16 protein-coding genes and 1 riboswitch are annotated in these 21,017 nt (G+C 64.5%); of the genes, 8 read left to right on the top strand and 8 right to left on the bottom strand.

Annotated features, from left to right (window positions below; translation table 11 throughout):
* The first annotated feature begins 5 nt into the window (after positions 1-5).
* Positions 6-2,096 (top strand): glycosyltransferase, encoded by a 2,091-nt coding sequence (locus tag AWY79_RS00650; RefSeq protein WP_066799105.1) that lies wholly within the window; start codon positions 6-8, stop codon positions 2,094-2,096.
* Positions 2,097-2,099: 3 nt separating this feature from the next.
* The gene (locus AWY79_RS00645) at positions 2,100-3,680 is read left to right on the top strand and encodes a glycosyltransferase family 2 protein (RefSeq protein WP_066799103.1); all 1,581 of its coding nucleotides are present in this window, start codon (positions 2,100-2,102) and stop codon (positions 3,678-3,680) included.
* 1,495 nt (positions 3,681-5,175) lie between these two features.
* Here the strand turns inward: AWY79_RS00645 and AWY79_RS00640 are convergent.
* Both AWY79_RS00640 and AWY79_RS00635 read right to left on the bottom strand, forming a co-directional pair.
* A complete protein-coding gene (locus tag AWY79_RS00640; protein ID WP_066799101.1) occupies positions 5,176-6,183 on the bottom strand; it encodes an HD-GYP domain-containing protein in 1,008 nt (335 codons plus the stop codon).
* 49 nt (positions 6,184-6,232) lie between these two features.
* Positions 6,233-6,307, bottom strand: a riboswitch (cyclic di-GMP riboswitch).
* Between the two features lie 50 nt (positions 6,308-6,357).
* On the bottom strand, positions 6,358-6,819 hold the full coding sequence (locus tag AWY79_RS00635) for a hypothetical protein (protein ID WP_066799099.1): 462 nt from the start codon (positions 6,817-6,819) through the stop codon (positions 6,358-6,360).
* Positions 6,820-6,941: 122 nt separating this feature from the next.
* On the opposite strand from AWY79_RS00635, the gene uvrA reads away from it, so the two are divergent.
* Positions 6,942-9,707 (top strand): excinuclease ABC subunit UvrA, encoded by a 2,766-nt coding sequence (gene uvrA, locus AWY79_RS00630; protein ID WP_066806880.1) that lies wholly within the window; start codon positions 6,942-6,944, stop codon positions 9,705-9,707.
* A gap of 1,462 nt (positions 9,708-11,169) precedes the next feature.
* Here uvrA and AWY79_RS00625 read toward each other — a convergent pair.
* Genes AWY79_RS00625 through AWY79_RS00615 form a run of 3 tightly spaced genes read right to left on the bottom strand, consistent with a single transcriptional unit; the run spans position 11,170 to position 13,344 of the window.
* A complete protein-coding gene (locus tag AWY79_RS00625) occupies positions 11,170-11,952 on the bottom strand; it encodes an ABC transporter permease (RefSeq protein WP_066799097.1) in 783 nt (260 codons plus the stop codon).
* Positions 11,949-12,602 carry an ABC transporter ATP-binding protein gene (locus AWY79_RS00620; RefSeq protein ID WP_066799096.1) on the bottom strand — a complete coding sequence of 218 codons (654 nt, stop codon included), beginning with the start codon at positions 12,600-12,602 and terminating at the stop codon, positions 11,949-11,951. The genes AWY79_RS00625 and AWY79_RS00620 overlap by 4 nt, the downstream gene beginning before the upstream one ends.
* A gap of 4 nt (positions 12,603-12,606) precedes the next feature.
* The gene (locus tag AWY79_RS00615; protein WP_233490966.1) at positions 12,607-13,344 is read right to left on the bottom strand and encodes a tetratricopeptide repeat protein; all 738 of its coding nucleotides are present in this window, start codon (positions 13,342-13,344) and stop codon (positions 12,607-12,609) included.
* Positions 13,345-13,651: 307 nt separating this feature from the next.
* On the opposite strand from AWY79_RS00615, the gene AWY79_RS00610 reads away from it, so the two are divergent.
* From AWY79_RS00610 to AWY79_RS00595, 4 genes are all read left to right on the top strand, one after another.
* A complete protein-coding gene (locus AWY79_RS00610) occupies positions 13,652-14,212 on the top strand; it encodes a helix-turn-helix domain-containing protein (protein WP_066799095.1) in 561 nt (186 codons plus the stop codon).
* Positions 14,213-14,221: 9 nt separating this feature from the next.
* Positions 14,222-15,862, top strand: coding sequence for an AMP-binding protein (locus AWY79_RS00605; RefSeq protein ID WP_066799094.1), 1,641 nt, complete (start codon positions 14,222-14,224; stop codon positions 15,860-15,862).
* A gap of 157 nt (positions 15,863-16,019) precedes the next feature.
* Entirely contained in the window at positions 16,020-16,568 is a 549-nt protein-coding gene (locus AWY79_RS00600) for a helix-turn-helix domain-containing protein (RefSeq protein ID WP_066806877.1), read from the top strand.
* 96 nt (positions 16,569-16,664) lie between these two features.
* Entirely contained in the window at positions 16,665-18,302 is a 1,638-nt protein-coding gene (locus tag AWY79_RS00595; RefSeq protein WP_066799093.1) for an AMP-binding protein, read from the top strand.
* Positions 18,303-18,718: 416 nt separating this feature from the next.
* Here the strand turns inward: AWY79_RS00595 and AWY79_RS00590 are convergent, their stop codons facing one another.
* Genes AWY79_RS00590 through AWY79_RS00580 form a run of 3 tightly spaced genes read right to left on the bottom strand, consistent with a single transcriptional unit; the run spans position 18,719 to position 20,115 of the window.
* Positions 18,719-18,973: a hypothetical protein gene (locus AWY79_RS00590; protein ID WP_066799091.1), complete on the bottom strand. Its 255-nt coding sequence runs from the start codon at positions 18,971-18,973 to the stop codon at positions 18,719-18,721.
* Between the two features lie 14 nt (positions 18,974-18,987).
* Positions 18,988-19,458, bottom strand: a complete 471-nt coding sequence (locus tag AWY79_RS00585; protein ID WP_066799089.1) for a 23S rRNA (pseudouridine(1915)-N(3))-methyltransferase RlmH — start codon at positions 19,456-19,458, stop codon at positions 18,988-18,990.
* Positions 19,459-20,115: a metallophosphoesterase family protein gene (locus tag AWY79_RS00580; RefSeq protein ID WP_066799087.1), complete on the bottom strand. Its 657-nt coding sequence runs from the start codon at positions 20,113-20,115 to the stop codon at positions 19,459-19,461. It lies immediately after the preceding gene.
* A gap of 120 nt (positions 20,116-20,235) precedes the next feature.
* On the opposite strand from AWY79_RS00580, the gene AWY79_RS00575 reads away from it, so the two are divergent.
* A complete protein-coding gene (locus tag AWY79_RS00575) occupies positions 20,236-21,003 on the top strand; it encodes a substrate-binding periplasmic protein (protein WP_066799085.1) in 768 nt (255 codons plus the stop codon).
* The last annotated feature ends 14 nt before the right edge of the window (positions 21,004-21,017 follow it).

Here is a 21,017-nt window from a genome sequence, read left to right as displayed (position 1 = left end):
AACACATGATCAGCACATCCATACCCGTCCTCTGCTACCACAACGTGTCCGACGTGAACGGGCACACGCCCGCCATGTTTCGCGAGCACCTGGACGCCATCCGCGACGCGGGCTGGCGGACCATCTCGGCCCGCGACCTGCTGGCCGTGGCGCGCGGCGAGCGCAAAGCCCCCGGGAAATCCCTGGTCCTGACCTTCGACGACGGCCACCTGTCCAACTGGCTGACCGTGGTCCCGGAGTTGATCAAGCGGGACATGACCGGCACCTTCTTCGCCCTGACCGACTTCACCGTGGCGGGCGAGGTGCGCACCCCGCAGACCGCGCCGGAGATGCTGCACATGAAGCAGGTCTTCCGGGCCGCCTTCGTGGACGGCGATTTTTCCCAGTTCATCAACGAGTCGGAGATCATGGCCATGCTCGACCAGGGCATGGAGGTCTTCGCCCACGGCTGCCGCCACCAGGCCGCGTTCCTGGACCTGACCCCGCGCGGTCCGCTCGGCGTCAAGGGCACCCACTGGGGCGGCTGGTCCATCTACCCCGGCCACAACCCGGCGTGGCAGACCTACAAGGCGGGCAGCGCCTACGTCTACGACGGGTTCTGGCCCAAGTTCGAGGGGCTGGCCGGGCCGCGCTTCACCAAGCGGTCCGAGGCCGAGCGGCTGGAGTTCTGCCGCCGCGACTTCAAGCGGAGCATGGAGCGCATCCGCGCCCTGAACGGGCTGGACGAGCAGCTGTTCTGCTGGCCGTGGGGCCAGTTCGAGCCGCGGGCCGAGGCCGAGCTCAAGGATGCGGGGTTCGCGGGCGCGTTCACCCTGGAGCGCGGGGCGAACACGCGCGGTACCGATCCCTTCCGGTTCAACCGGCTGGGCGTGGCCGCCAAGAAGGACGGCAAGTGGGTCCAGACGCGGCTGAACATGTACGGCACCGCGCCCCTGGCCCGCGTGTTCTTCAAGAAGTTCCGCAAGAAGCCGGAGATCAACACCGTGCTCTACGCCACGGACTCGGACAAGCTGTCCGGCGGCAGCCGCCAGATGGTCAACAACATCAAGGCCATGGGCGATATGGGCATGAAGGTCTACGCCCTGCTCGACCCCGAGTCCGCCATCCACTCGGCCCTGGAAGGCATCGATGTCGAGGTCATCCCGTTCACCGGGTTCCGCAAGTACGTCAAGGCCGGGAAATTCCTCAAGCGGCTGGTGGCCGACAAGTCCATCGACGTGGTCCACACCTTCCACAACCGGGCGTACAAGATGGGCGTGCTGGCCCGGCTCATGGGCGCGCGCAACAAGCTGTTCATCAACCGGGGGGTCATCTCCAGGCCCAACTCGGTCTTCTTTCTGTGGACCGCCCTGTCGAACGGGGTCATCGCCAACTCCGCCCAGTGCGCCGAGGTCATGCGCAAATACTGGGTGGGGAACAAGCGCCTGAACGTGGTCTACAACGCCTATGCCGGGCCGGATTTCGGCGAGCCCAGGCAGCGCAAGAAGCGGGGCACGCGGTTCATCTACATCGGCAACTCCGCCGAGGTGAAGGGGTTCGACGTCTACCTTCGGGCCGCCGACCTGCTCTGCCAAGGCGGGGCCAGGGACCTGGAGTTCGTGGCCGTGGGCGTGCCGGACGAGAAGCTCGACCGGTTCGAGGGCGTGCTCACCCCGGCCGTGGCCGAGCGGTTCCGCAACGCGGGCGAGATCAGCCATGCGGAGGTCCTGGACGAGCTGCAATTCGCCGACGTGCAGGTCATCCCGTCGCGCAAGGAATCCCTGCCCAACACCCTGCTCGAAGGGTTCGACCTGGGCGTGCCTGCCGTGTGCACCCGTGTGGGCGGCATCCCGGAGGTGGTCCGCGACGGCGTGAACGGCTTTCTCTGCGCCGGCGAGGACGCCGAGTGTTTGGCCGCGCGCATGCGCGAGCTGGCCGAGGACCCCCTCCGCCGCTTCGACATGGGGCTGGCGGGCCGCAGGGTGGTGCGCGTCCTGCTCACCCCGGAGGTCAAGGGGCGCAACCTGATGCGCGCCTACATGGGCGAGCGGCTGTTCGAGCCGCTGGCCGTCGAAGCCGCCGCCACACCCCGGGCTCCCGAACAAGGGGAGGCGTAGGCCATGCCCGGCCCCGCGCACCCGGTCCCGTCCCTGGCCGCGTTCCGGCGCGGGCTGCCCGAGGAGATCAGGGTTGCGCTGCGGCTCGGGTTCACGGGCAAGACCCAGCTCCTGGACGTTGCCGGACGCTGCCTGCGCGCCGGGCGCGACGACCTGTTGCCCACGGCCGGGGCCGCCCTCGGCAAGGTCGTCTCCGAGCGTCCCCTGGACGGCGGGCTGGCCGGGGAGTTGCTGTCCCTCGAAGCCGCTCGGTCGCTCCTCGATCCTCAAACAGCTGCCCGGCTGCGCACCGTGGCCGACCACTGGCGGCGGCCCGATGGACCTTCGGGCGTGGCCGGTTTTCTCGAACTCATGGCCGAACGCGACTTCGAGCGCATCGGAGCATTTCTCACCCGGGCCATGAAGGACGAGCCGGGCAACCTGTTCTGGCGCGAGCAGGCCGTGACCGTGGGGACCGTGTGGAACGACCCGGCCTTCGTGTTCCGCGCCCTGGAGGGCGGCCCGGACGCGGTGGCCGCGCCCTTGTCCGAAGCCTTGGCCCTGGCCCGCGCCTGTTTCGACCCGCCCGCAAAGCCGGACGCCGAAACCCTGCTGCTGGGCGCGCGCACCGCGCCATGGGACACGAATCTCCTGCTGCGCGCCCACGATGCGGCCTGCGGCCTGGCCGACCGGCGCGCCCCGCTTGACGGCACCGTGGCCGTGCTGCTCTATTCCTGGAACAAGGCGGACGAGCTGGACGAGACCCTGGGGTCGCTGCTCGCCTCCGATCTCGCGGGGGCCTCGATCTTCGTCCTGGACAACGGGTCCACGGACCGCACCCCGGAGCTCCTGGCCCGCTGGCGGCCGCACTTTGCGGACACTCTGGGGGAGGGGCGGTACACGGTGGTCTCCCTGCCGGTGAACATCGGGGCCGCCGCCGCGCGCAACTGGCTGCTGCACCTGGACGCGGTCCGGGCGCACGACTTCATCTGCTACCTGGACGACGACGTGGAGCTGCCCGCCGACTGGCTGCCGAGATTCGGCGCGGCCGTGGAGCGTTACCCCGAGGCGGGCGTCTGGGGGTGCAAGGTCGTGGACCACGCCAACCCGCTGCTCATCCAGAGCGCGGACGGCCACCTGCTGCTCGACCCCGCCGAACGCGCGGACCTGACGCGCATGGCCCCCAATCCGTTTCGCCTCTCGGACCTGCATATCCAGACCCTGGATCGCGGGGATTTCGACTACATGCGTCCCTGCGCTTCGGTCACCGGCTGTTGCCACCTGTTCCGCACGCCCACGCTGCTCGACTCCGGCGATTTCGCCATCCAGCTCTCGCCGTCCCAGTACGACGACCTCGAACACGATCTGCGGCTGTGCGAGTCGGGCCGCTTTCCGGTCCACCAGGGCCACCTCGCCGTGCGCCACAAGAAGCGCACCGGCATGGCGTCCCATACCTCGCCGCAGCAGGAGGGCAATGCGTTGGGCAACAAGTACAAGATGCAGACCATGCATGACCGCAGCGGCCTCGCCGCCGCCATGCGGGCCGAGCAAGCCCTGCTCGAAGCCGATCTCCTGGCCAAGCTCGATTATCTGGATTCACTGTAGTTGGCCTTCGGACCCCCCTTTGGATTTGTGGGAGGATGAAGGAGCGCGGGAGGGGTGTCCGCGCGTCCGCGTCTGGGGTTTTGCCTGTTGCGGTAGACCGTTTTGCGCTTTTACAGCGCCATACTTTTTGGCTGGCGCCCCAAAAAGTAAGCAAAAAGTGCGCTGCGGTGCGGCGGCGCGAAAACAGTGGCCAAGAGCCTGTAAGCGCCTTTCGCTGCCCTGACGGCATGTCTGCCGAGGCAGACTCAGTCGGGCTGTGCTTCGGCGCTTGAAACAGGCTCTAGGCCCCGGTTTCCGAATGACCGCTCTTCGGGCGGGGGATTGTCCGAGTGTGGGAGAGCGTGGGGAAGAGGAAGGTTGCGGGGAGGCTGGGGACTTGGCGGGAGAGTGTACGGATTTCTTTTTATGGATGAGAGGAAGAGGGAGGAGCGCGGCAATGACGTCCGCGCGTCCGCGTCTGGTGTCCCCCTGTCGCGATGAGTCGTTTTGCGCTTTTACAGCGCCTTACTTTTTGGCTGGCGCCCCAAAAAGTAAGCAAAAAGTGCGCTTGCGGTGCGGCTGCGCGAAAACAGTGGCCAAGAGCCTGTAAGCGCCTCCCGCTGCCCTGACGGCATGTCTGCCGAGGCAGACTCAGTCGGGCTGTGCTTCGGCGCTTGAAACAGGCTCTAGGCCCCGGTTTCCGAATGACCGCTCTTCGGGCCGGGACCGTCCGAGCGTGGGGGGGGGGTAAAGCACAAGAGGGAGTAGCGCGGCAATGATCTCCGCGCACGAGAGGGACGGCGAAAGAGGTGAAACACGCCCTGGCCGATTCAACTCCAAACCACCCCCTCTCGCGCTTTTGAGGCGCAGCCTCAAACAGCCGTCACCTCTAAACCTCGACCCTTAGCACCCCGGAGCGCCTTGGGGCGCAGCCCCAACAACGGCTCTCATCACCCAACCCTCGCCCAACGGACCTCCCCTGGAGTGTCTTTGGGGCACAGCCCCAAACAGCGGCTTTCATACCCCGCCGCTCCGATCGAAGGCCCTCCCCTGGAACACCTTTGAGGCGCAGCCTCAAACAGTGGCTCTCCTACCCCGAAGTCCCGTTCAAAGGCCCTCTTCCTTCGCACGGCGTTCCGTCTGGACGCAGGGAGCGAGCCCTGTTCTGGACGCCTAGAAGCCGACCGCGAAGGGGCGGCGGCTCCGCTCCCGTGGCACCTCGGTGTCCCTTAAAAGGTGCGTTTACGTGGAGACTCGCACTCTACTTTTGATCAGATGGAGCCGCCCCGAGCGGATCGGATTCTCAGCGGCCAAACTGTGGGCGGGGATGCCCCCCCCGGCGTTTCTTTGGTTCTTTCTTTTCGCCCGGAAAAGAAAGAACCCCGCCGGGAGGGCTCCAAAAAAACTTGGAGGAGCGTCAGCGACGGCTCTTTCTCTTCTTTCCCCCTCCTGCCCAAAAAAAGGAGGAGCCCCACCAAGGTGCTCCTCCTTCCCACTTTCTCCAAAAAAACAAATATCAAGACGTTAAATCCGCCTTCGCCAAAACCGTGATCAACCGCCGCAACATGTCTTTATCAAAAGCGCTCCGCAACGATTTTATGTGCGTCAACGCCTCATACGGCGTCATCCGCCGTCCCTCCCGCCCCCGCGTGAGATTGTCGTACAAATTGCAAAGGGACAACACCTTCACATACGACGGCAACATGGCCCCGGTGGACCCGGACGGATACCCGGTCCCGTCCTCCCGCTCGTGATGAAAAAGGATGCACTGCAACGTCTCCTGCGGCAGCGGCAGCGATGAGCACAAACTCACCCCCAGGGCGGGGTGCGACTTGACCAAATCCTTGTCGGCCCGGCTCAGATTATCGAACTTCTTGGTGAAAATCTCCTGGGGCAACTCCAACTTGCCGATGTCGTGCAGGATCGCCCCCATGCCCACGGACACGAGCAAATCCGAGTCCTCCTTTATGAACGAGCACAGAGTGGTCACGGTCAGGACCATGACCGCGATACCGTGGCGGAACTGCTCGTCCCCGTCGCGGATGAATCGGGCCAGCTCCTTGAGGGCGTCGTCCCGGGCCAGGAACTTGAGGGAATCGGCGATCAGCTTGCGGATGCGCTTGAACTGCCGCTTGTCGATGGGCGAGGGCAGGGAGCGGTCGAACGCCTCGCGGGCCACGGACACGGTGGCGTCGTTCCAGGCGCGGGCGCGCTCGCCCACCGGGATGGACTCATCTTCGAGCAGGTCCAGGATGTTGTCCTGAAGATAGGTGGCGAAGCTGGCGTAGTCCGTCCCCCGGACGTAGAGATGCTCCACGCCGAGCAGGGCGAGCCGCTGCTTGTGCTCGTCCGTGAACAGTTCGCCCTTCTCCGCGTACAGGACCAGCTTGCCGTCCTGTTTCAGGTACAGCGAAAACCCGCCGACCCTGGAGGGGATGACCATGTACGGCGACACCTTGACCAGGACGTCTTTGGATTGGGTTCCGTTATCTGCGCCGTTTCCGGCGGTAGGCATGCTGCCCATGCGTTCTCCTGGCGGAAATACGGGGGCGGGAGGGTGATGGGCCGACAACCCAGGCAACCCGGCCGCCTGCGTGAGGCCCGTGGCTTTCCGTCCCCGCCTCGCGGCGGGTTTGGCTTTATCTCTTTACTGTATCGTATATACCCGCCCGGGGCCGGGCTGTAAAGGATGGGCGGATCAGTCGAAGCACCGCTGCAGGCGGTAGATCTTGTTGGTGTGCTCCACGGACTGGTTCCGGAGGTAGTTGCGGGTGAACTCGAACTGGATCTCCGAGACGCTGACGAAGGACAGCACCACGTCGAACTCCAGGGCTTCCATTCGCTCTATGGCGGTACAGATGTCGTCCCCGGATTCGAAGGTCTTGTCGCCCTTGGAGCGCACGTAGGCCAGGGTCTCCTCCAGCTGGCGGATGATGTTCCCCGGCACGGGCGATTCGAGGCGGTAGGCGGGCAGGGAATCGGTGATTTCCTGCACGGCGCGAGCATGATGCACCTCGTCGGCCATGATGTCCGCAAGGATATCGGAAAGTTCCCGGTCGGCGCGGTGGTTGTCCCGCAGTTGCCGGTAGAAGTCGTAGGCCGCCTGTTCCAGTTGCGCGAGCAACCCGAGCAGCGCGCCAAGGGTGCCGTGGTTCGCCATTTGAGTACTTTTTCAGGGAACAGGCATCCCGTCAACCGTGTTGGAATACCCCATGTTTCAGCCCTTCTCCACATTTCGATCACGCCGCTTGCCAAGCCGTCAGGAATGGTTACCATGCGATGATGAACAAGACCTCCGACATCAAGTCCATCCATATAGAAGGCGCCCGGCACCACAACCTCAAGGACCTGACCCTGGACATCCCCCGCGAACAGCTGGTGGTGATCTGCGGCCCGTCCGGGTCGGGCAAGTCCACGCTGGCGTTCGACATCGTCTACGCCGAGGGCCAGCGCCGCTACGTCGAATCCCTTTCCGCCTACGCCCGCCAGTTTCTGCCCCAGATGGACAAGCCGGACGTGGACAAGGTCGAGGGGCTGTCCCCGGCCATCTCGCTGGAACAGCAGACCGCCACCCGCAACCCGCGCTCCACCGTGGGCACGGTGACCGAGGTCTACGACTTTCTGCGCGTGTTCTTCGCGCGGCTCGGCAAGTTCTACTGCCCGTCCTGCGGCAAGCCCATCGAGGCCCAGACCACGGACGAGATCGTGGAGCGCATCCTGGCCATGGAGGAGGGCGCCCGGTTCATGATCCTGGCCCCGCTGGTCGAGCACCAGAAGGGGACCCACAAGGACCTCTTCGCCAAGCTCAAGAAGGACGGCTTCGTGCGCGTGCGCGTGGGCGGCGAGCTGTACTCCCTGGACGAGGTCCCGGAACTGGAGAAGAACAAGAAGCACACCATCGACCTGGTGGTGGACCGGCTGGTCCTCAAGGAGGGCATCAAGAAGCGGCTGGCCGACTCGGTGGAACTGGCCCTGGACAAGGGGGACGAGCGGCTCATCCTGTCCGTGGTCGGCGGCGACAAGGCGGGCGACACCGTCATGTCCACCCTGTCCACCTGCCCGTCGTGCAAGATTTCCATGCCCCGGCTGACCCCGCAGCTCTTCTCCTTCAACTCGCCCCAGGGCGCGTGCGAGACCTGCAACGGCATCGGCTCCGTGGAGTATTTCGAGCCGGACCTTATCGCGCCCAACAAGGGCTTGTCCCTGGACGAGGGCGGCGTGATCCCCTGGAACAACGCCACCCGCCAGCGCCAGTATGGCCCGCAGCTCAAGAAGCTCGGCAAGCAGCACGGCTTCACCATGGACACCCCGCTGGCCGATTTTTCCACCGAGGCATGGTCCGCGCTGTTCTACGGCGACCGCGAGACGGGCTGGCCCGGCGTGGTCCCCATCCTGGAATACGGCCAGCAGCAGTCCGGCGTCTGGGATCACTGGACCGCCCGGTTTCAGCAGTCGCGGCCCTGCCCGTCCTGCAACGGCGCGCGGCTCAAGCCCGAGGCGCTGGCCGTGCGCGTTGCGGACAAGAACATGGTCGAGTTCACCTCCATGTCCATCCAGCGCGCCCTGGAATGGCTTCAGGGGCTCGAATTCTCCGGCCACGACACGCTCATCTCCGAGCCGCTGCTCAAGGAACTGACCCACCGGCTCGGCTTCATGGTCAACGTGGGGTTGGAGTACCTTTCGCTCGGCCGGAACATGGCCACCCTGTCCGGCGGCGAGGCCCAGCGCATCCGGCTGGCCTCCCAGCTGGGGTCCGGCCTGGTGGGCGTGACCTACGTGCTGGACGAGCCGTCCATCGGCCTGCACCCGCGCGACAACCAGCGGCTCCTGGACACCCTGCGCTCCCTGCAGAGCCGGGGCAACACCGTGCTCGTGGTGGAGCACGACGAGCCGACCATCCGCGAGGCGGACCACGTCATCGAGATCGGCCCCAGCTCGGGCTGGCTCGGCGGCGAAATCGTGTTCCAGGGCAAGGTCGACGACCTGCTCAAGGCGGACTCCCTGACCGGCAAGTATCTGCGCGGCGACCTGTTCATCGCGCCCCCGGAGAAGCGGCGCAAGGCCAAGGGGGAGATCGTCCTCAAGGGCGTGAAGACCAACAACCTCAAGAGCCTGGACGTGTCCTTCCCGCTCAAGACCATGACCTGCGTGACCGGCGTGTCCGGCTCGGGCAAGTCTTCCCTGGTCATGGATTCCCTGTACAAGCACCTGCTCCTGCATCGCGGCCAGAAGGCCAACGATCCCGGAAAGATCGGCGGCATCGAGGGGCTGGACAAGATCGAGAAGGTCATCTCCATCGACCAGTCGCCCATCGGCCGCACCCCGCGCTCCAACCCGGCCACCTACACCAAGATATTCGACGAGATCAGAAAGATCTTCGCCGGTGCCAAGGAGTCCCGCAAGCGCGGCTACCAGCCCGGCCGGTTCTCGTTCAACGTCAAGGGCGGGCGGTGCGAGGCGTGCAAGGGCGACGGCCAGATCCGGGTGGAGATGCACTTCCTGCCCGACGTGTACGTGACCTGCGAGGCGTGCAAGGGCAAGCGGTACAACGCCCAGACCCTGGAGGTGGAGTACAAGGGCAAGAACATCTCCGAGGTCCTGGACATGACCGTGCGCCAGGCGCGCGAGTTCTTCTCCAACCACCCGGCGCTCATGCGCAAGCTGGACGTGCTGGCCGAGGTGGGGCTGGAATACCTGCGGCTGGGCCAGCCCGCCACCACCCTGTCCGGCGGTGAGGCCCAGCGGATCAAGATTTCGCGCGAGCTGGGCAAGCGCAGCCTTCCCGGCGCGCTCTACATCCTGGACGAGCCGACCACCGGCCTGCACATGCACGAGGTGGGCAAGCTCATCCGCGTGCTGCATGCCCTGGTGGACAAGAACGCCACCGTGGTGGTCATCGAGCACAACACGGATGTGGTCATGGCCTCGGATCACGTTATTGATCTTGGCCCCGGCGGCGGCGAGCACGGCGGGCGGATTGTGGCGTCCGGCACCCCGGAGGAGATCATTGCCAATCCCGATTCCGTGACCGGGAAGTTTTTGGTCTGATCGCTGAAGGCTCGGTTTGAAGCATAAAAAAGGGGGCGTATTGCGCCCCCTTTTTTATGGGATGAAGAGATGGAGAAAGGATAGGAGGAGGGAGGAGCTCGGGAGAATTGGCCGCGCGTCCGCGTCTGATGTCCCCCTGTCGCGAGACGTCGTTTTGCGCTTTTACAGCGCCTTACTTTTTGGCTTGCGCCCCAAAAAGTAAGCAAAAAGTGCGCTTGCGGTGCGGCGGCGCGGAAACAGTGGCCAAGAGCCTGTAAGCGCCTCCCGCTGCCCTGACGGCATTGTCTGCCGAGGCAGACTCAGTCGGGCTGCGCTTCGGCGCTTGAAACAGGCTCTAGGCCCCGGTTTCCGAATGACCGCTCTTCGGGCGAGGGATTGTCCGAGCGTGGGAGGGCGTGTGGAAGAGGTGGTTTGCGGGGAGGCCGAGGATTTGGCGGGAGAGTGTACGGATTTTTTTTATGGATAGAGAGGAAAAGGGAGGAGCGCGGTGGTTTAGGCCGCGCGTCCGCGTCTGGTTTGCCCCTGTCGCGAGAAGTCGTTTTGCGCTTTTACAGCGCCTTACTTTTTGGCTGGCGCCCCAAAAAGTAAGCAAAAAGTGCGCTTGCTGTGCGGCGGCGCGGAAACAGTGGCCAAGAGCCTGTAAGCGCCTTTCGCTGCCCTGACGGCATTGTCTGCCGAGGCAGACTCAGTCGGGCTGCGCTTCGGCGCTTGAAACAGGCTCTAGGCCCCGGTTTCCGAATGACCGCTCTTCGGACGAGGACCGTCCCAGCGTGAGAGGGCGCATGGAAGAGGGCAAACGCGGAAGGCCTAGCCAACTCCAGACCATCCCCTCTCGCGCCTTTGAGGCGCAGCCTCAAAAAGCCGTCACTCCCAAACCTCAGAGCTTCGCACCCCGGAGCGCCTTGGGGCGCAGCCCCAACAGCGGCTCTCATACCCCGCCAAACCTTACGAAGGCCCTCCCATGGAACACCTTTGAGGCGCAGCCTCAAATAGTGGCTCTCCTACCCCGAAGTTCCGTCCGAAGGCCCCTCTTCCTTCGCCCTTCGTACCGTCAAGCAGCAGGGAGCGAGCCCTGTTCTGGACGCCTAGAAGCCGACCGCGAAGGGGCGGCGGCTCCGCTCCCGTGGCTCCTCGGTATTCCATAAAAGGGGTGTTCTCGTGGAGACTCGCACGCTACTTTTGATCAGATGGAGCCGCCCCGAGCGGATCGGATTCTCAGCGGCCAAACTGTGGGCGGGGATGCCCCCCCCGGCGTTTCTTTGGTTCTTTCTTTTCGCCCGGAAAAGAAAGAACCCCGCCGGGAGGGCTCCAAAAAAACTTGGAGGAGCGCCAGCGACGGCTCTCCCCAAATCCAACAACGCCCCCTCCCTCCCCTCATCGGCAAGAGGCACAAAAAAAGGGACAACCAGCGACGGCTCTCCCCCATCCCAAAAAGCGCCGGGCCGCAGCCCCAAAAAACAACCTACCGCAAGACCAGCTGCTGCCCCTTGGAAAAGCACCGCTTCCTCACCAAATTACTCACCACCAACGCCCCCAACGCCGTCGACGCCACCAGCATCAGCATGACCACGATCTGATACCGGATCGCGATCAACGGGTCCGTCCCGGACAGAATCTGCCCGGTCATCATGCCGGGGAGCGAAACCAACCCCACCGCCATGAGCGAGTTGATGGACGGAATCATCCCCGCGCGCACGGCCCCGGCCAAAATCTCCCTTGAGGCCTCGCGGTAGTCCGCCCCCAGCGCCAGTTTCATCTCCAACTCGCCGCGCCGTCCGCGCAAGTCGGAAAAGAGCCGGTCCAGACAGATGGAAATGGCGGTCATGGAGTTGCCCACGATCATCCCGGCCAGGGGGATGAAGTACTGCGGCGTCCACCACGGCCTGGCCCCCACGACCACCCCGGTGACCACAATGGAGACCAGGGAATAGGTGATCAGCATGGACGCGAAGGCGGGCAGGACGAACGGCACGGACCGCTCCTTGACCCGTCCCCGGATGGTGTGCACGGCGGCGGCCACCATGAAGGTGAACATGAGCAGCACCAGCCACGCCACGCGCACCTCGAACACGAACTTGAGCACATAGCCCATGAGGAAGAGCTGGGCAAAGGTGCGCACCGTGCCCACGGCCAGGTCGCGGCCCAGCCCCAGCCGCTGGGTCAGGGAGGTCACGCCCGCCAGCAGCACGAAGCCGAGGCAGAGCACCAGCTGCAGCGGGCCTATCTCGATGATGTGCGGGGTCATTGGTCGACGAGCCTCCGGTTCTCGATGGACAGGATGCGGGTCAGGCCGGGCGGCACGGCCTCGGAGTGGGAGATCATGATCACGGTCATGCCGTCCCCGGCCAGTTCGCGCGCCTTGTCGAGGACCACGTCCGCGGACTTGGCGTCCAGGGAGGCGGTGGGCTCGTCGAGCAGCAGGACCTTGGGCGAGAGGAGCAGGGAGCGGATCAGGCAGACGCGCTGGGCCTGGCCCACGGAGAGCTTGTCGGCCTGGGAGTCCGGGGTGACGGCGGCGAGCAGGAACCGGTCGAGCCGGCCGGCCAGGTCCGCGTCCGAGGGGCGCGGCAGGGCGGCGTTGGCCGCAAAGGAAAAGGGGAGCAGGAGGTTGTCGCGCACCGTGCCGGGCAGCAGGTTGGGCATCTGCTGGACGTAGGCCACGTTGCGCCGCAGTTCGGGCGGGGCCAGGTCCGTGATGGGCCTGTCCTCGAACAGGACGGCCCCTTCCTGGGCCTCCTCCAGACGGCAGAGCAGCCGCAGCAGGGTGGATTTGCCCGCCCCGGACGGGCCGCGCAGGAGATAATAGCCCCCGGATTCGAACTCGTAGCTCGCGTCCTCAAGGATGGGCGGGGATCCGGGATAGCCGAAGGAGACTCGCCTGAGCGCGAGCGACATGGCGTCAGCCGTCCTTCTTGTCGAGGAATTCGAGGAACCGGATCGCCACTTCCATGTTCGGGTTCAGCTCCAGCGCCCGCTTCAGGCTGTCGCGGCAGTCCGCTTCGTCGCCGCGTTCGAAATAGGCGCGGGCGATGTTGTAGTGCAGGTTCTCGTCCATGTCGGAGATGGCCAGGGCGCGGGCGTAGTACTCCACGGCCTGGTCAGTGAGCTTGGACTTGCGCAGATTGATGCCGAACTCGTTGAACAGGTGCTTGTGCTCCGGGGAAAAGGCCGCGTCCAGGGTGACCACGCGCTTGAAGATGTCGCCCGCCTTCTCGGTCTCGCCGCGCTCCATGTAGGTCAGCCCCAGGCCGAAGTTGGCCCGGACGTTGCGCTCGTCGATGTCGAGCGCGGCCTCGAACTCGAACTGGGCGGAGTAGAGCGCGCCCTGGTCCCGCTGCTCCTCGGCGCGTTTGAGGGTCTCCTTGAGCTCGCGCATGCGCGGGTAGACCTGGGTCTGGTAGTATTCCAGCTCCGGGTTGTAGTTGGCGAGAAAGTCGGGCAGCAGGACGGGCTCTTTGGGGCCTGAAGGCACATTGTTGTTGTTCAGGGGCTGGACCAGGACCACGCGGTTGCCGTCCTCGTCCGGGTCGGTCTCCTCCACGAACCAGTAGGCCTTCTGGATGGCCTTGCGCTGGGTGGTGCCGGTGCCCACGCGGGACACGGACTGGGTGGAGAACGCTCCGGAAATCTTCTCCACCTGAACGTCCGGGTGGATTTCCCTTCGTTTCCGGTCGGTTGAGGGGGCGGTTATCTCAATGGAAAATTCGTTGGGGGTCACGTCGGTCAGCCTCTTGGTCGCAAAAATAGTGGTCGAGACTCAAAGATACACGCGGGCTTGGCCGAAGGCAACAGGTGCGGTGCGGTGGGGGCCGGGTTTCTCTTGATGGTGACAATTCTCCGCATATTCGATACAGGCAGGAGCGACGGCCGTCGCCCCTGCGGCGGCCGGTCCATCGGACATTGCCCCGCAGAAGTGCTTTCGCCATCGAGAACGGAGAACAACAATGAGTACAATCGGCAACAGGATTCGCGCCTACCGTGAAAAGCAGGAACTGAGCATTGAAGATCTGGCCAACAGGACCACCCTGTCCGAGGACTTCATCCGCGCCGTGGAAGAGGAGGATATGTATCCTTCGCTGCGGCCCCTGGTGAAGCTCGCGCGCGCCCTAGGAGTTCGGCTCGGCACCTTCATGGACGACCACGTATCCAGCGATCCGCTCATCACCCGTCTCGAAGAGCGCGAGGAGGAACTGGTCATGCATCCCGACGGGAAGGAAGCGGGCCTCATTTTCCACTCTCTGGGCAAGGGCAAGACCGACCGGCACATGGAGCCGTTCTTCATCGAGCTGATGCCGGAGTCCGCCAAGGACGAGGCCCTGTCCTCCCACGAGGGCGAGGAGTTCATCGTGGTCCACTCCGGCAAGCTGCGCATCCGCTACGGCCATGAGGAGCAGATCCTCGAAGCGGGCGACTCGGTCTATTTCAATTCCATCGTGCCGCACAACGTGGCCTGTGCCGGAGAGGAAAAGGCGGAGATCTACGCCGTCCTCTACTTCCCCGAATAGGCGGTGTCCATGAGCGCACTGAGAGAAATCACCCTCGGCCGACTGCTGCACGAGACCGCAGTCAACAATCCCGACACCGAGGCCGTCGTCTATGTGGACCGCGACTTCCGGCTGACCTACAAGGAGTTCGACGAGCTCACCGACACCATCGCAAAGGGGCTGATGGGGCTGGGCATCGAGAAGGGCGAAAAGGTGGCCGTGTGGGCCAACAACGTGCCCTACTGGGTGGCCCTGCAGTTCGCCACGGCCAAGATCGGCGCGGTCCTGCTCACGGTCAACACCCACTACCGGTCCCACGAGCTGGAGTACCTGCTCAAGCACTCCGAGACCGAGAACCTGTTCATCATCGGCCAGTACCGCGACCACGACTACCTGACCACCACCTACGAGCAGGTGCCGGAGCTGAAGACCCAGGAGCGCGGCCAGCTGCGCTCGGAAAAGTTCCCGTACCTGAAGCGGGTCTTCTACCTGGGCCACGAGAAGCACCGGGGCATGTACTCCATTCCCGAGCTGCAGGCCATGGCCGCCATGGTCACGGACGAGCAGTACGCCGAGCGCCAGGCCTCCCTGGACCCGCACGACGTGGTCAACATGCAGTACACCTCCGGGACCACCGGGTTTCCCAAGGGCGTGCAGCTGACCCATTACAACATAGCCAACAACGGGTACTGGATCGGCGCGAACCAGAAGTTCGTGCCCGGCGACAGGCTCTGCCTGACCGTGCCCCTGTTCCACTGCTTCGGCTGCGTGCTGGGCGTCATGGCCGCGGTCAACCACGGGGTGACCATGGTCATCCTGGAGGACTTCGTGCCCCTGGACGTCATGGCCGCCATCGACCAGGAGCGGTGTACCGCCGTGTACGGCGTGCCGACCATGTATATCGCCATGCTCGACCATCCGCTGTTCAAGCGCTTCGACTACTCGTCCCTGCGCACCGGCATCATGGCCGGCTCCCCCTGTCCGGTGGAGGTCATGAAGCGCGTCATCGACAAGATGAACATGCGCGAGATCACCATCTGCTACGGACTGACCGAGTCCAGCCCGGTGATGAGCCAGACCGTGGTCGGCGACTCGCTCCGGCACATGACCGAGACCGTGGGCCGGGCCATGCCCGAGATCGAGGTCCGCGTGGTGGACCCGGAGACCAACGTCGAGTGCGCCCCGGGCGTGATCGGCGAGGTCTGCTGCCGGGGCTACAACGTCATGAAGGGCTACTACAACAACGAAAAGGCCACGCGCGAGGCCATCGACGCCGAGGGCTGGCTGCACTCCGGCGACCTCGGCGTCATGGACGAGGACGGCTACCTGACCATCACCGGCCGCCTCAAGGACATGATCATCCGTGGCGGCGAGAACATCTACCCGCGCGAGATCGAGGAGTTCCTCTATTCCATGGAGGGCATCCTGGACGTGCAGGTGGCGGGCGTGCCGTCCAAGAAGTTCGGCGAGGAATGCGGCGCCTTCATCATCAAGAAGAAGGACGCGGATCTTCTGCCCGAGGACGTCATCGACTACTGCCGGGGCAAGATCGCCCGGTACAAGATTCCGAAATACGTGACCTTCGTGGACGCCTACCCCATGACCGCATCGGGCAAGATCCAGAAGTACAAGCTGCGCGAGCTGGCCGCCGAACTCTGGCCGGACGCCTAGAAATACCGTGAACCGCCGGGGGAAGCCTGCCGAGCGCGGCTTCCCCCGGTTCTCTTTGCGCCCCCTCCGGCCCGTTGCCGGGACGGCGACCGTTTTTCGAGCGACCGGGCTCCCTTTGTCGGAAGAGCGCCCGGCCCACCAATTAGGAGGTATGGAGATGGAACAGTACAAGGAAATCGCGCCCCGCCTGGTGGGCGTGCGTGAAGGCGTGGGCTGGACTCCCAAGGAGATGGCGGACCTGCTCGGCGTGCCCGAGGAGAAGGTCACCGGCTACGAGTCCGGCACCGTGGAGATTCCGGTGGGCTATCTGCTGGACGTGTCCCGGCTGTGCCGAGTGGACCTGACCACGCTCATTTCCGGCCGCGAGCCGCACCTGAAGTCCTATTCCCTGGTCCGCAAGGACGAGGGGTTCGCCGTGGACCGGCGCAAGGACTACGACTACAAGTCCCTGGGCTACAAGTTCGCCGGGCGCGAAATGGAGCCGTTCCTGATCACGGTTCCGCCCAAGTCCGGCGACCAGATGAGCGAGACCTCGCACCGGGGCCAGGAGTTCATCTACGTGCTCGAAGGGCGGCTCGAAGTCCGTCTGGGCGGCGAACCGATCATCGCCGAGCCGGGCGACTCCCTCTATTTCAACTCGGAAACGCCCCACGCCCTGCGCGGCCTGGACGGCAAGCCGGTACGTTTTCTCGACGTGATTCTTTAGGGTCGGCCGGGGAAACACCCCGACCCGCCCGGAGAAGTTCATGGATTTTGTTGCGGAAAAATCACGAATACCGATCTGAATCACGGAGAAAACAGCATGTTTACCAAGGAAGAATACGCCAGCTACGAAGATCTGTGCGAACGATATAAACCCGAATGCCCGGCGAATTTCAACTTTGCCTATGACGTCTTGGACAAGATGGACCCGGCCAAGCTCGCCCTGGTCCACGTGGACGACGCCGGGAACCGCAGGGAATTCACCTTCGGCTTTTTTCAGGAGGCCTCCTGCCGCCTGGCCGACGCCCTGGCCAAGAAGGGCGTCAAGAAGGGCGACCGGGTCATGCTCGTGCTCTACCGGCGCATGGAATACTGGACGGTCATGCTCGCCCTGCACCGCCTCGGCGCGGTTCCCATCCCGTCCCCGTCGCTTTTGACCAAGAAGGACATCACCGAGCGCGTCAACTACGCGGGCATCTCGGCCATCATCTGCGAAGACTCCATCGCGGAGCGCGTCAACGAGGCCAAGGGCGGCTGTCCCGGCCTCAAGCTGTTCGTGCAGGTGGACGGCGAACCCGGCGAGGGCTGGGTCGGCTATGAACCGCTCCTGGCCTCGGGTTCCCCCGAGTTCCCGCGCACCGAGGCTTCCCCGGGCGGCGACGACCCGCTGGTCATCTTCTTCTCCTCCGGCACCACCGGCCTGCCCAAGATGGTCCTGCACAACCACAAGTACGCCGCGTCCCACTACACCACCGGGGCGCTGTGGCATGACCTGGAAGAGGGCGACCTGCACCTGACCGTGTCCGACACGGGCTGGGGCAAGTCGGTCTGGGGCAAGTTCTACGGCCAGTGGATGGCCGGTGCCGTCATCTTCGTCTGGGATTTCCGGGGCAAATTCGAGCCTGCGGAGCTTTTGCGCATCGTCGCGGAAAACAAGATCACCACCTTCTGCGCCCCGCCGACCATCTACCGGTTCCTGGTGCGCGAGGACCTGGGCAAGTACGATCTGTCGGCCCTGCGCCACTGCACCACGGCGGGCGAACTGCTCAACGACTCGGTCTTCCATGCCTGGGAAAAGGCGTTCGGCATGCCCATCTACGAGGGGTACGGCCAGACAGAGACCACCCTCCAGGTGGCCACCTTCAAGTTCATGAAACCCAAGCCCGGCTCCATCGGCAAGCCCGTGCCGGGCTGGGAAATCAAGCTCATGGACGAAGAGGGCAAGGAAGTTCCCCAGGGCGAGGAAGGCGAGATCTGCATCCGCATCGACAAGCCCGTGCTCGGCCTGTTCGATTCCTACATGGACGAACCGGACAAGACCGCCTGCGTCAAATGCGACGGCTGGTACCATACCGGCGACAAGGCCTGGGCCGACGAGGACGGCTTCCTCTGGTTCATGGGCCGCACCGACGACCTGATCAAATCCTCGGGCTACCGCATCGGGCCCTTCGAGGTCGAGTCCGCCCTGGTGGCCCACGACGCGGTCATCGAGGCCGCCGTCACCGGCCTGCCCGACGAGGTGCGCGGCCAGCTGGTCAAGGCCACCGTGGTCCTCGCGCCCGGCTACGAGCCGTCCGAAGAGCTGACCAAGCAGCTCCAGGCGTTCGTCCGCGAACTGACCGCGCCGTACAAGTACCCGCGCGTCATCGACTACGTGTCCGAGCTGCCCAAGACCATCTCCGGCAAGATCAAACGCAAGGAAATTCGCGAAGCCGACCTCGCCAAAATGGCGAAGTAGGGCAGCGGATGCCTCCGGCGGCCGGGGGAAGGGGAGGAAAAACCCTTTGAAAAGGGTTATTTCCTCCCCTTCCCCCGGACCCCCATCCCCTCCTTTTCCCAAACTTTTTGGTGCCGCCTTCGGCGGGGACGGGGAGCGGGAGAAAGTAAAACGCACCTGGAATAATCCGGGTGCGTTTTGTTTTAAGGCATGATTTCCAATGGAAACAGGAATGAAAAACACTTTTCGTTCTTCGCTTCCAACCCCAATTCATCAAATCCCCATTTCAAAAGAAACCCATTTCGCTCACTTCCAAACCTCGCGAAGCGACCCAAAAAGTTTGGGAGGGGAGATGGGGATGGGGGTCTGGGGGAAGGGGAAGAGGGGAATCCCTTTCCAAAGGGTTCCCCTCTTCCCCTTCCCCCAGCCGCCGGAGGCTACTCCTCTTTCTTCTCGGCGGCCTCAGCTGCTTCAGCCGCCGCAGCGCCTTCCTCGGTCAGGAGGGTGGCGTAGGCATCCTTGAAGATGAGCTTGGTGGCCAGTTCGTCGGCGGTTTCGCCCAGTTCCATGAGGCGTTCGAGGAAGTCGAGGATGAGCAACCGGCGTTCCTCCTCGCCGTTTTCGAATTCGAATTTGCAGTCGCCGGACTCGAAATAGTGGGCCACGCGTTCCAGATAAGCGATGTCGAGCATGGTGAACCTCGTTGTTATTCGTGATGGTAGGGCATGTTCTTGTGGATGGTCCCGGCGCGGTAGAGCTGTTCCAGGAGCAGCAGCCGGGCCAGTTCGTGGGGCAGGGTCATGTCGCTCAGCCGGATGGAGTGGCGTGCCGCGTTCTTGACCTCGTCGGACAGCCCGAAGGGGCCGCCGATGACGAAAACGGGGCGCTGGTTGGGCGCGTCGGTCCAGGTCTGGAGCCGGTCCGCGAGGGTCTTGGAGGTCATGCGCTCGCCGAACTCGTCGAGGATGATGAGCACGTCGCCGGGCTTGACCTTGGCCAGGATGCGTTCGCCCTCGACCTTGCTCTTGTCGGCCGGGGGCAGCTTGCCGGGCGCGTCCTTGATGACGGTCTCCTCCAGCTGGAAGAAGCGGGAGAGTTTTTTCCAGTAATGGGCGCACCCGTCCTGGGAAAACCGCTCCTTGAGCTTGCCCACCCAGAGGAAGCCGACCTTGCTCATCTAGACGCTCTCCAGGGTGGCGGTGACGGCCTGGCCGTCGAATTTGATGCGCACGTAGCCGCCGCCCGCGAGCATGCCGGGGTTGATGACCGGGGTGTCGCCGACCTTGTCCGCGCCCACGGATTCATGGATGTGGCCGGTGATGGCCAGGGCGGGCCGGGCGCGCTCGATGAAGGCGCGCACGCCGGGGCTGCCCACGTGCTGGCCGTTGGACAGGCGGTCCACGGCCGTATCGACGGGCGGCTCGTGGATGACGCAGACGAGATGGTCGAAGTGGCCGGCCTTGGCGTGGGTGGCTTCGAGCCAGCGGACCAGGGTCTCCTCGGAGATTTCGCCGGGCGTGCCGAAGGGGGTGGGCGTGGACAGCCCCACGCCCATGAGGCCCAGTCCCGGGGCCAGCTCGCGCACGCGCAGGTGGATGTCCATGTCCTCCCGGCGCAGGAACTCGGACACGTCGTCGGTATCCATGTTGCCGGGCTGGGCCAGGATGCGCGGGTTGATCCGGGCCACGGCGTCGATGACGCGCGTTGCGGCCGAACGCCCGCCCCGGTTGGTGATGTCGCCGGTTATGATCACTCCCTCGGCCCCGGCCAGGCCGGGAATGGAGTCGATGAGGTCGATGGATTCGTGGATGTCGCCGAAGGCAATCCAGTACATGGGATCCTCCTGGAAAAAGATGGCATGACCCTAACGGCGGTGCGGGCGCGCGTCAACGCATGGAGGCTGGGCGGGGAAGATTCGGATGACTTTTGACAGTCCGCAGGCTACGGTTGAACAATGAAACAGTTGTTTACGTTGCTGGTCGTTCTCGCGTTGCTCGTGCCGGGTGAAGCCTCGGCGCAGGAGCGGCTGCGGGTCGGCATGCTCGACCTGCTGGAGCAGGGTGGGGGAGCCGAGGCCAAGAGCGTGGTGGGCGAAGCGTACCGGCGGCTCGGCATGGCGGTGGTCTTCGTCTGCCTGCCGTCCAAGCGCGAGTTGGAGTGCGCCGCCCAGGGCGTCACCGATGCCTCCCTTGTACGCACGGCCGCAGTGAGCGCCGAGTATCCGGGCTTGGTTCGGGTCCCGTTCCCCTTGTTCCGCTACACCCTGGTCGCCGCATACGCCCGAGAGGACCTGGATGTTCGTGGGCCGAGCGACCTTGTGGCTCTTAGGGTCGGCGTGGATCGCGGTTCCGTGGGGACGATGCAGTTCTGTCGGCGGAACAACATTTCGGTCTGCGCGCTCAAAGACCTTGGGCAGGGGATGCGAATGCTCCGTGAGGGCCGCCTGGATGCCGTACTGGAGGAGCAGGTGCTGCTCGAGATGGCGGCGAAGAAGGCCGCCGTTCCGCTCAAATGCTCCCTGCCGCTTCAGCGGGGATATTATTATCATTGGCTGAACCGCGAGCACGCCGGACTGGCGCCGCGCCTGGCGTGCTCGCTGAAGTCCATGTACGAGGACGGGACCACCGCCCGGCTGCTCGGCGGTTTCTCCGAGATGCTCAAGGGCCTGGAGGTGCGGGACGAATCCCTCGCCGGAGCGTGCGGGAGCGGCTCCGAAATCTGATCCCCCGCCCCCCA

The sequence above is a fragment of the Pseudodesulfovibrio indicus genome (assembly GCF_001563225.1).
Taxonomy (GTDB): Bacteria; Desulfobacterota; Desulfovibrionia; order Desulfovibrionales; family Desulfovibrionaceae; genus Pseudodesulfovibrio; species Pseudodesulfovibrio indicus.
This window is presented reverse-complemented; position numbering and strand designations above follow the sequence as displayed.

Excerpts from the sequence above, each read along its gene's own strand:
- AWY79_RS00650 (WP_066799105.1), top strand. The coding sequence starts at position 6 with ATGATCAGCACATCCATACCCGTCCTCTGCTACCACAACGTGTCCGAC.
- AWY79_RS00645 (WP_066799103.1), top strand. The coding sequence starts at position 2,100 with ATGCCCGGCCCCGCGCACCCGGTCCCGTCCCTGGCCGCGTTCCGGCGC.
- AWY79_RS00640 (WP_066799101.1), bottom strand. The coding sequence starts at position 6,183 with ATGGGCAGCATGCCTACCGCCGGAAACGGCGCAGATAACGGAACCCAA.
- AWY79_RS00635 (WP_066799099.1), bottom strand. The coding sequence starts at position 6,819 with ATGGCGAACCACGGCACCCTTGGCGCGCTGCTCGGGTTGCTCGCGCAA.
- uvrA (WP_066806880.1), top strand. The coding sequence starts at position 6,942 with ATGAACAAGACCTCCGACATCAAGTCCATCCATATAGAAGGCGCCCGG.
- AWY79_RS00625 (WP_066799097.1), bottom strand. The coding sequence starts at position 11,952 with ATGACCCCGCACATCATCGAGATAGGCCCGCTGCAGCTGGTGCTCTGC.
- AWY79_RS00620 (WP_066799096.1), bottom strand. The coding sequence starts at position 12,602 with ATGTCGCTCGCGCTCAGGCGAGTCTCCTTCGGCTATCCCGGATCCCCG.
- AWY79_RS00610 (WP_066799095.1), top strand. The coding sequence starts at position 13,652 with ATGAGTACAATCGGCAACAGGATTCGCGCCTACCGTGAAAAGCAGGAA.
- AWY79_RS00605 (WP_066799094.1), top strand. The coding sequence starts at position 14,222 with ATGAGCGCACTGAGAGAAATCACCCTCGGCCGACTGCTGCACGAGACC.
- AWY79_RS00600 (WP_066806877.1), top strand. The coding sequence starts at position 16,020 with ATGGAACAGTACAAGGAAATCGCGCCCCGCCTGGTGGGCGTGCGTGAA.
- AWY79_RS00595 (WP_066799093.1), top strand. The coding sequence starts at position 16,665 with ATGTTTACCAAGGAAGAATACGCCAGCTACGAAGATCTGTGCGAACGA.
- AWY79_RS00590 (WP_066799091.1), bottom strand. The coding sequence starts at position 18,973 with ATGCTCGACATCGCTTATCTGGAACGCGTGGCCCACTATTTCGAGTCC.
- AWY79_RS00585 (WP_066799089.1), bottom strand. The coding sequence starts at position 19,458 with ATGAGCAAGGTCGGCTTCCTCTGGGTGGGCAAGCTCAAGGAGCGGTTT.
- AWY79_RS00580 (WP_066799087.1), bottom strand. The coding sequence starts at position 20,115 with ATGTACTGGATTGCCTTCGGCGACATCCACGAATCCATCGACCTCATC.
- AWY79_RS00575 (WP_066799085.1), top strand. The coding sequence starts at position 20,236 with ATGAAACAGTTGTTTACGTTGCTGGTCGTTCTCGCGTTGCTCGTGCCG.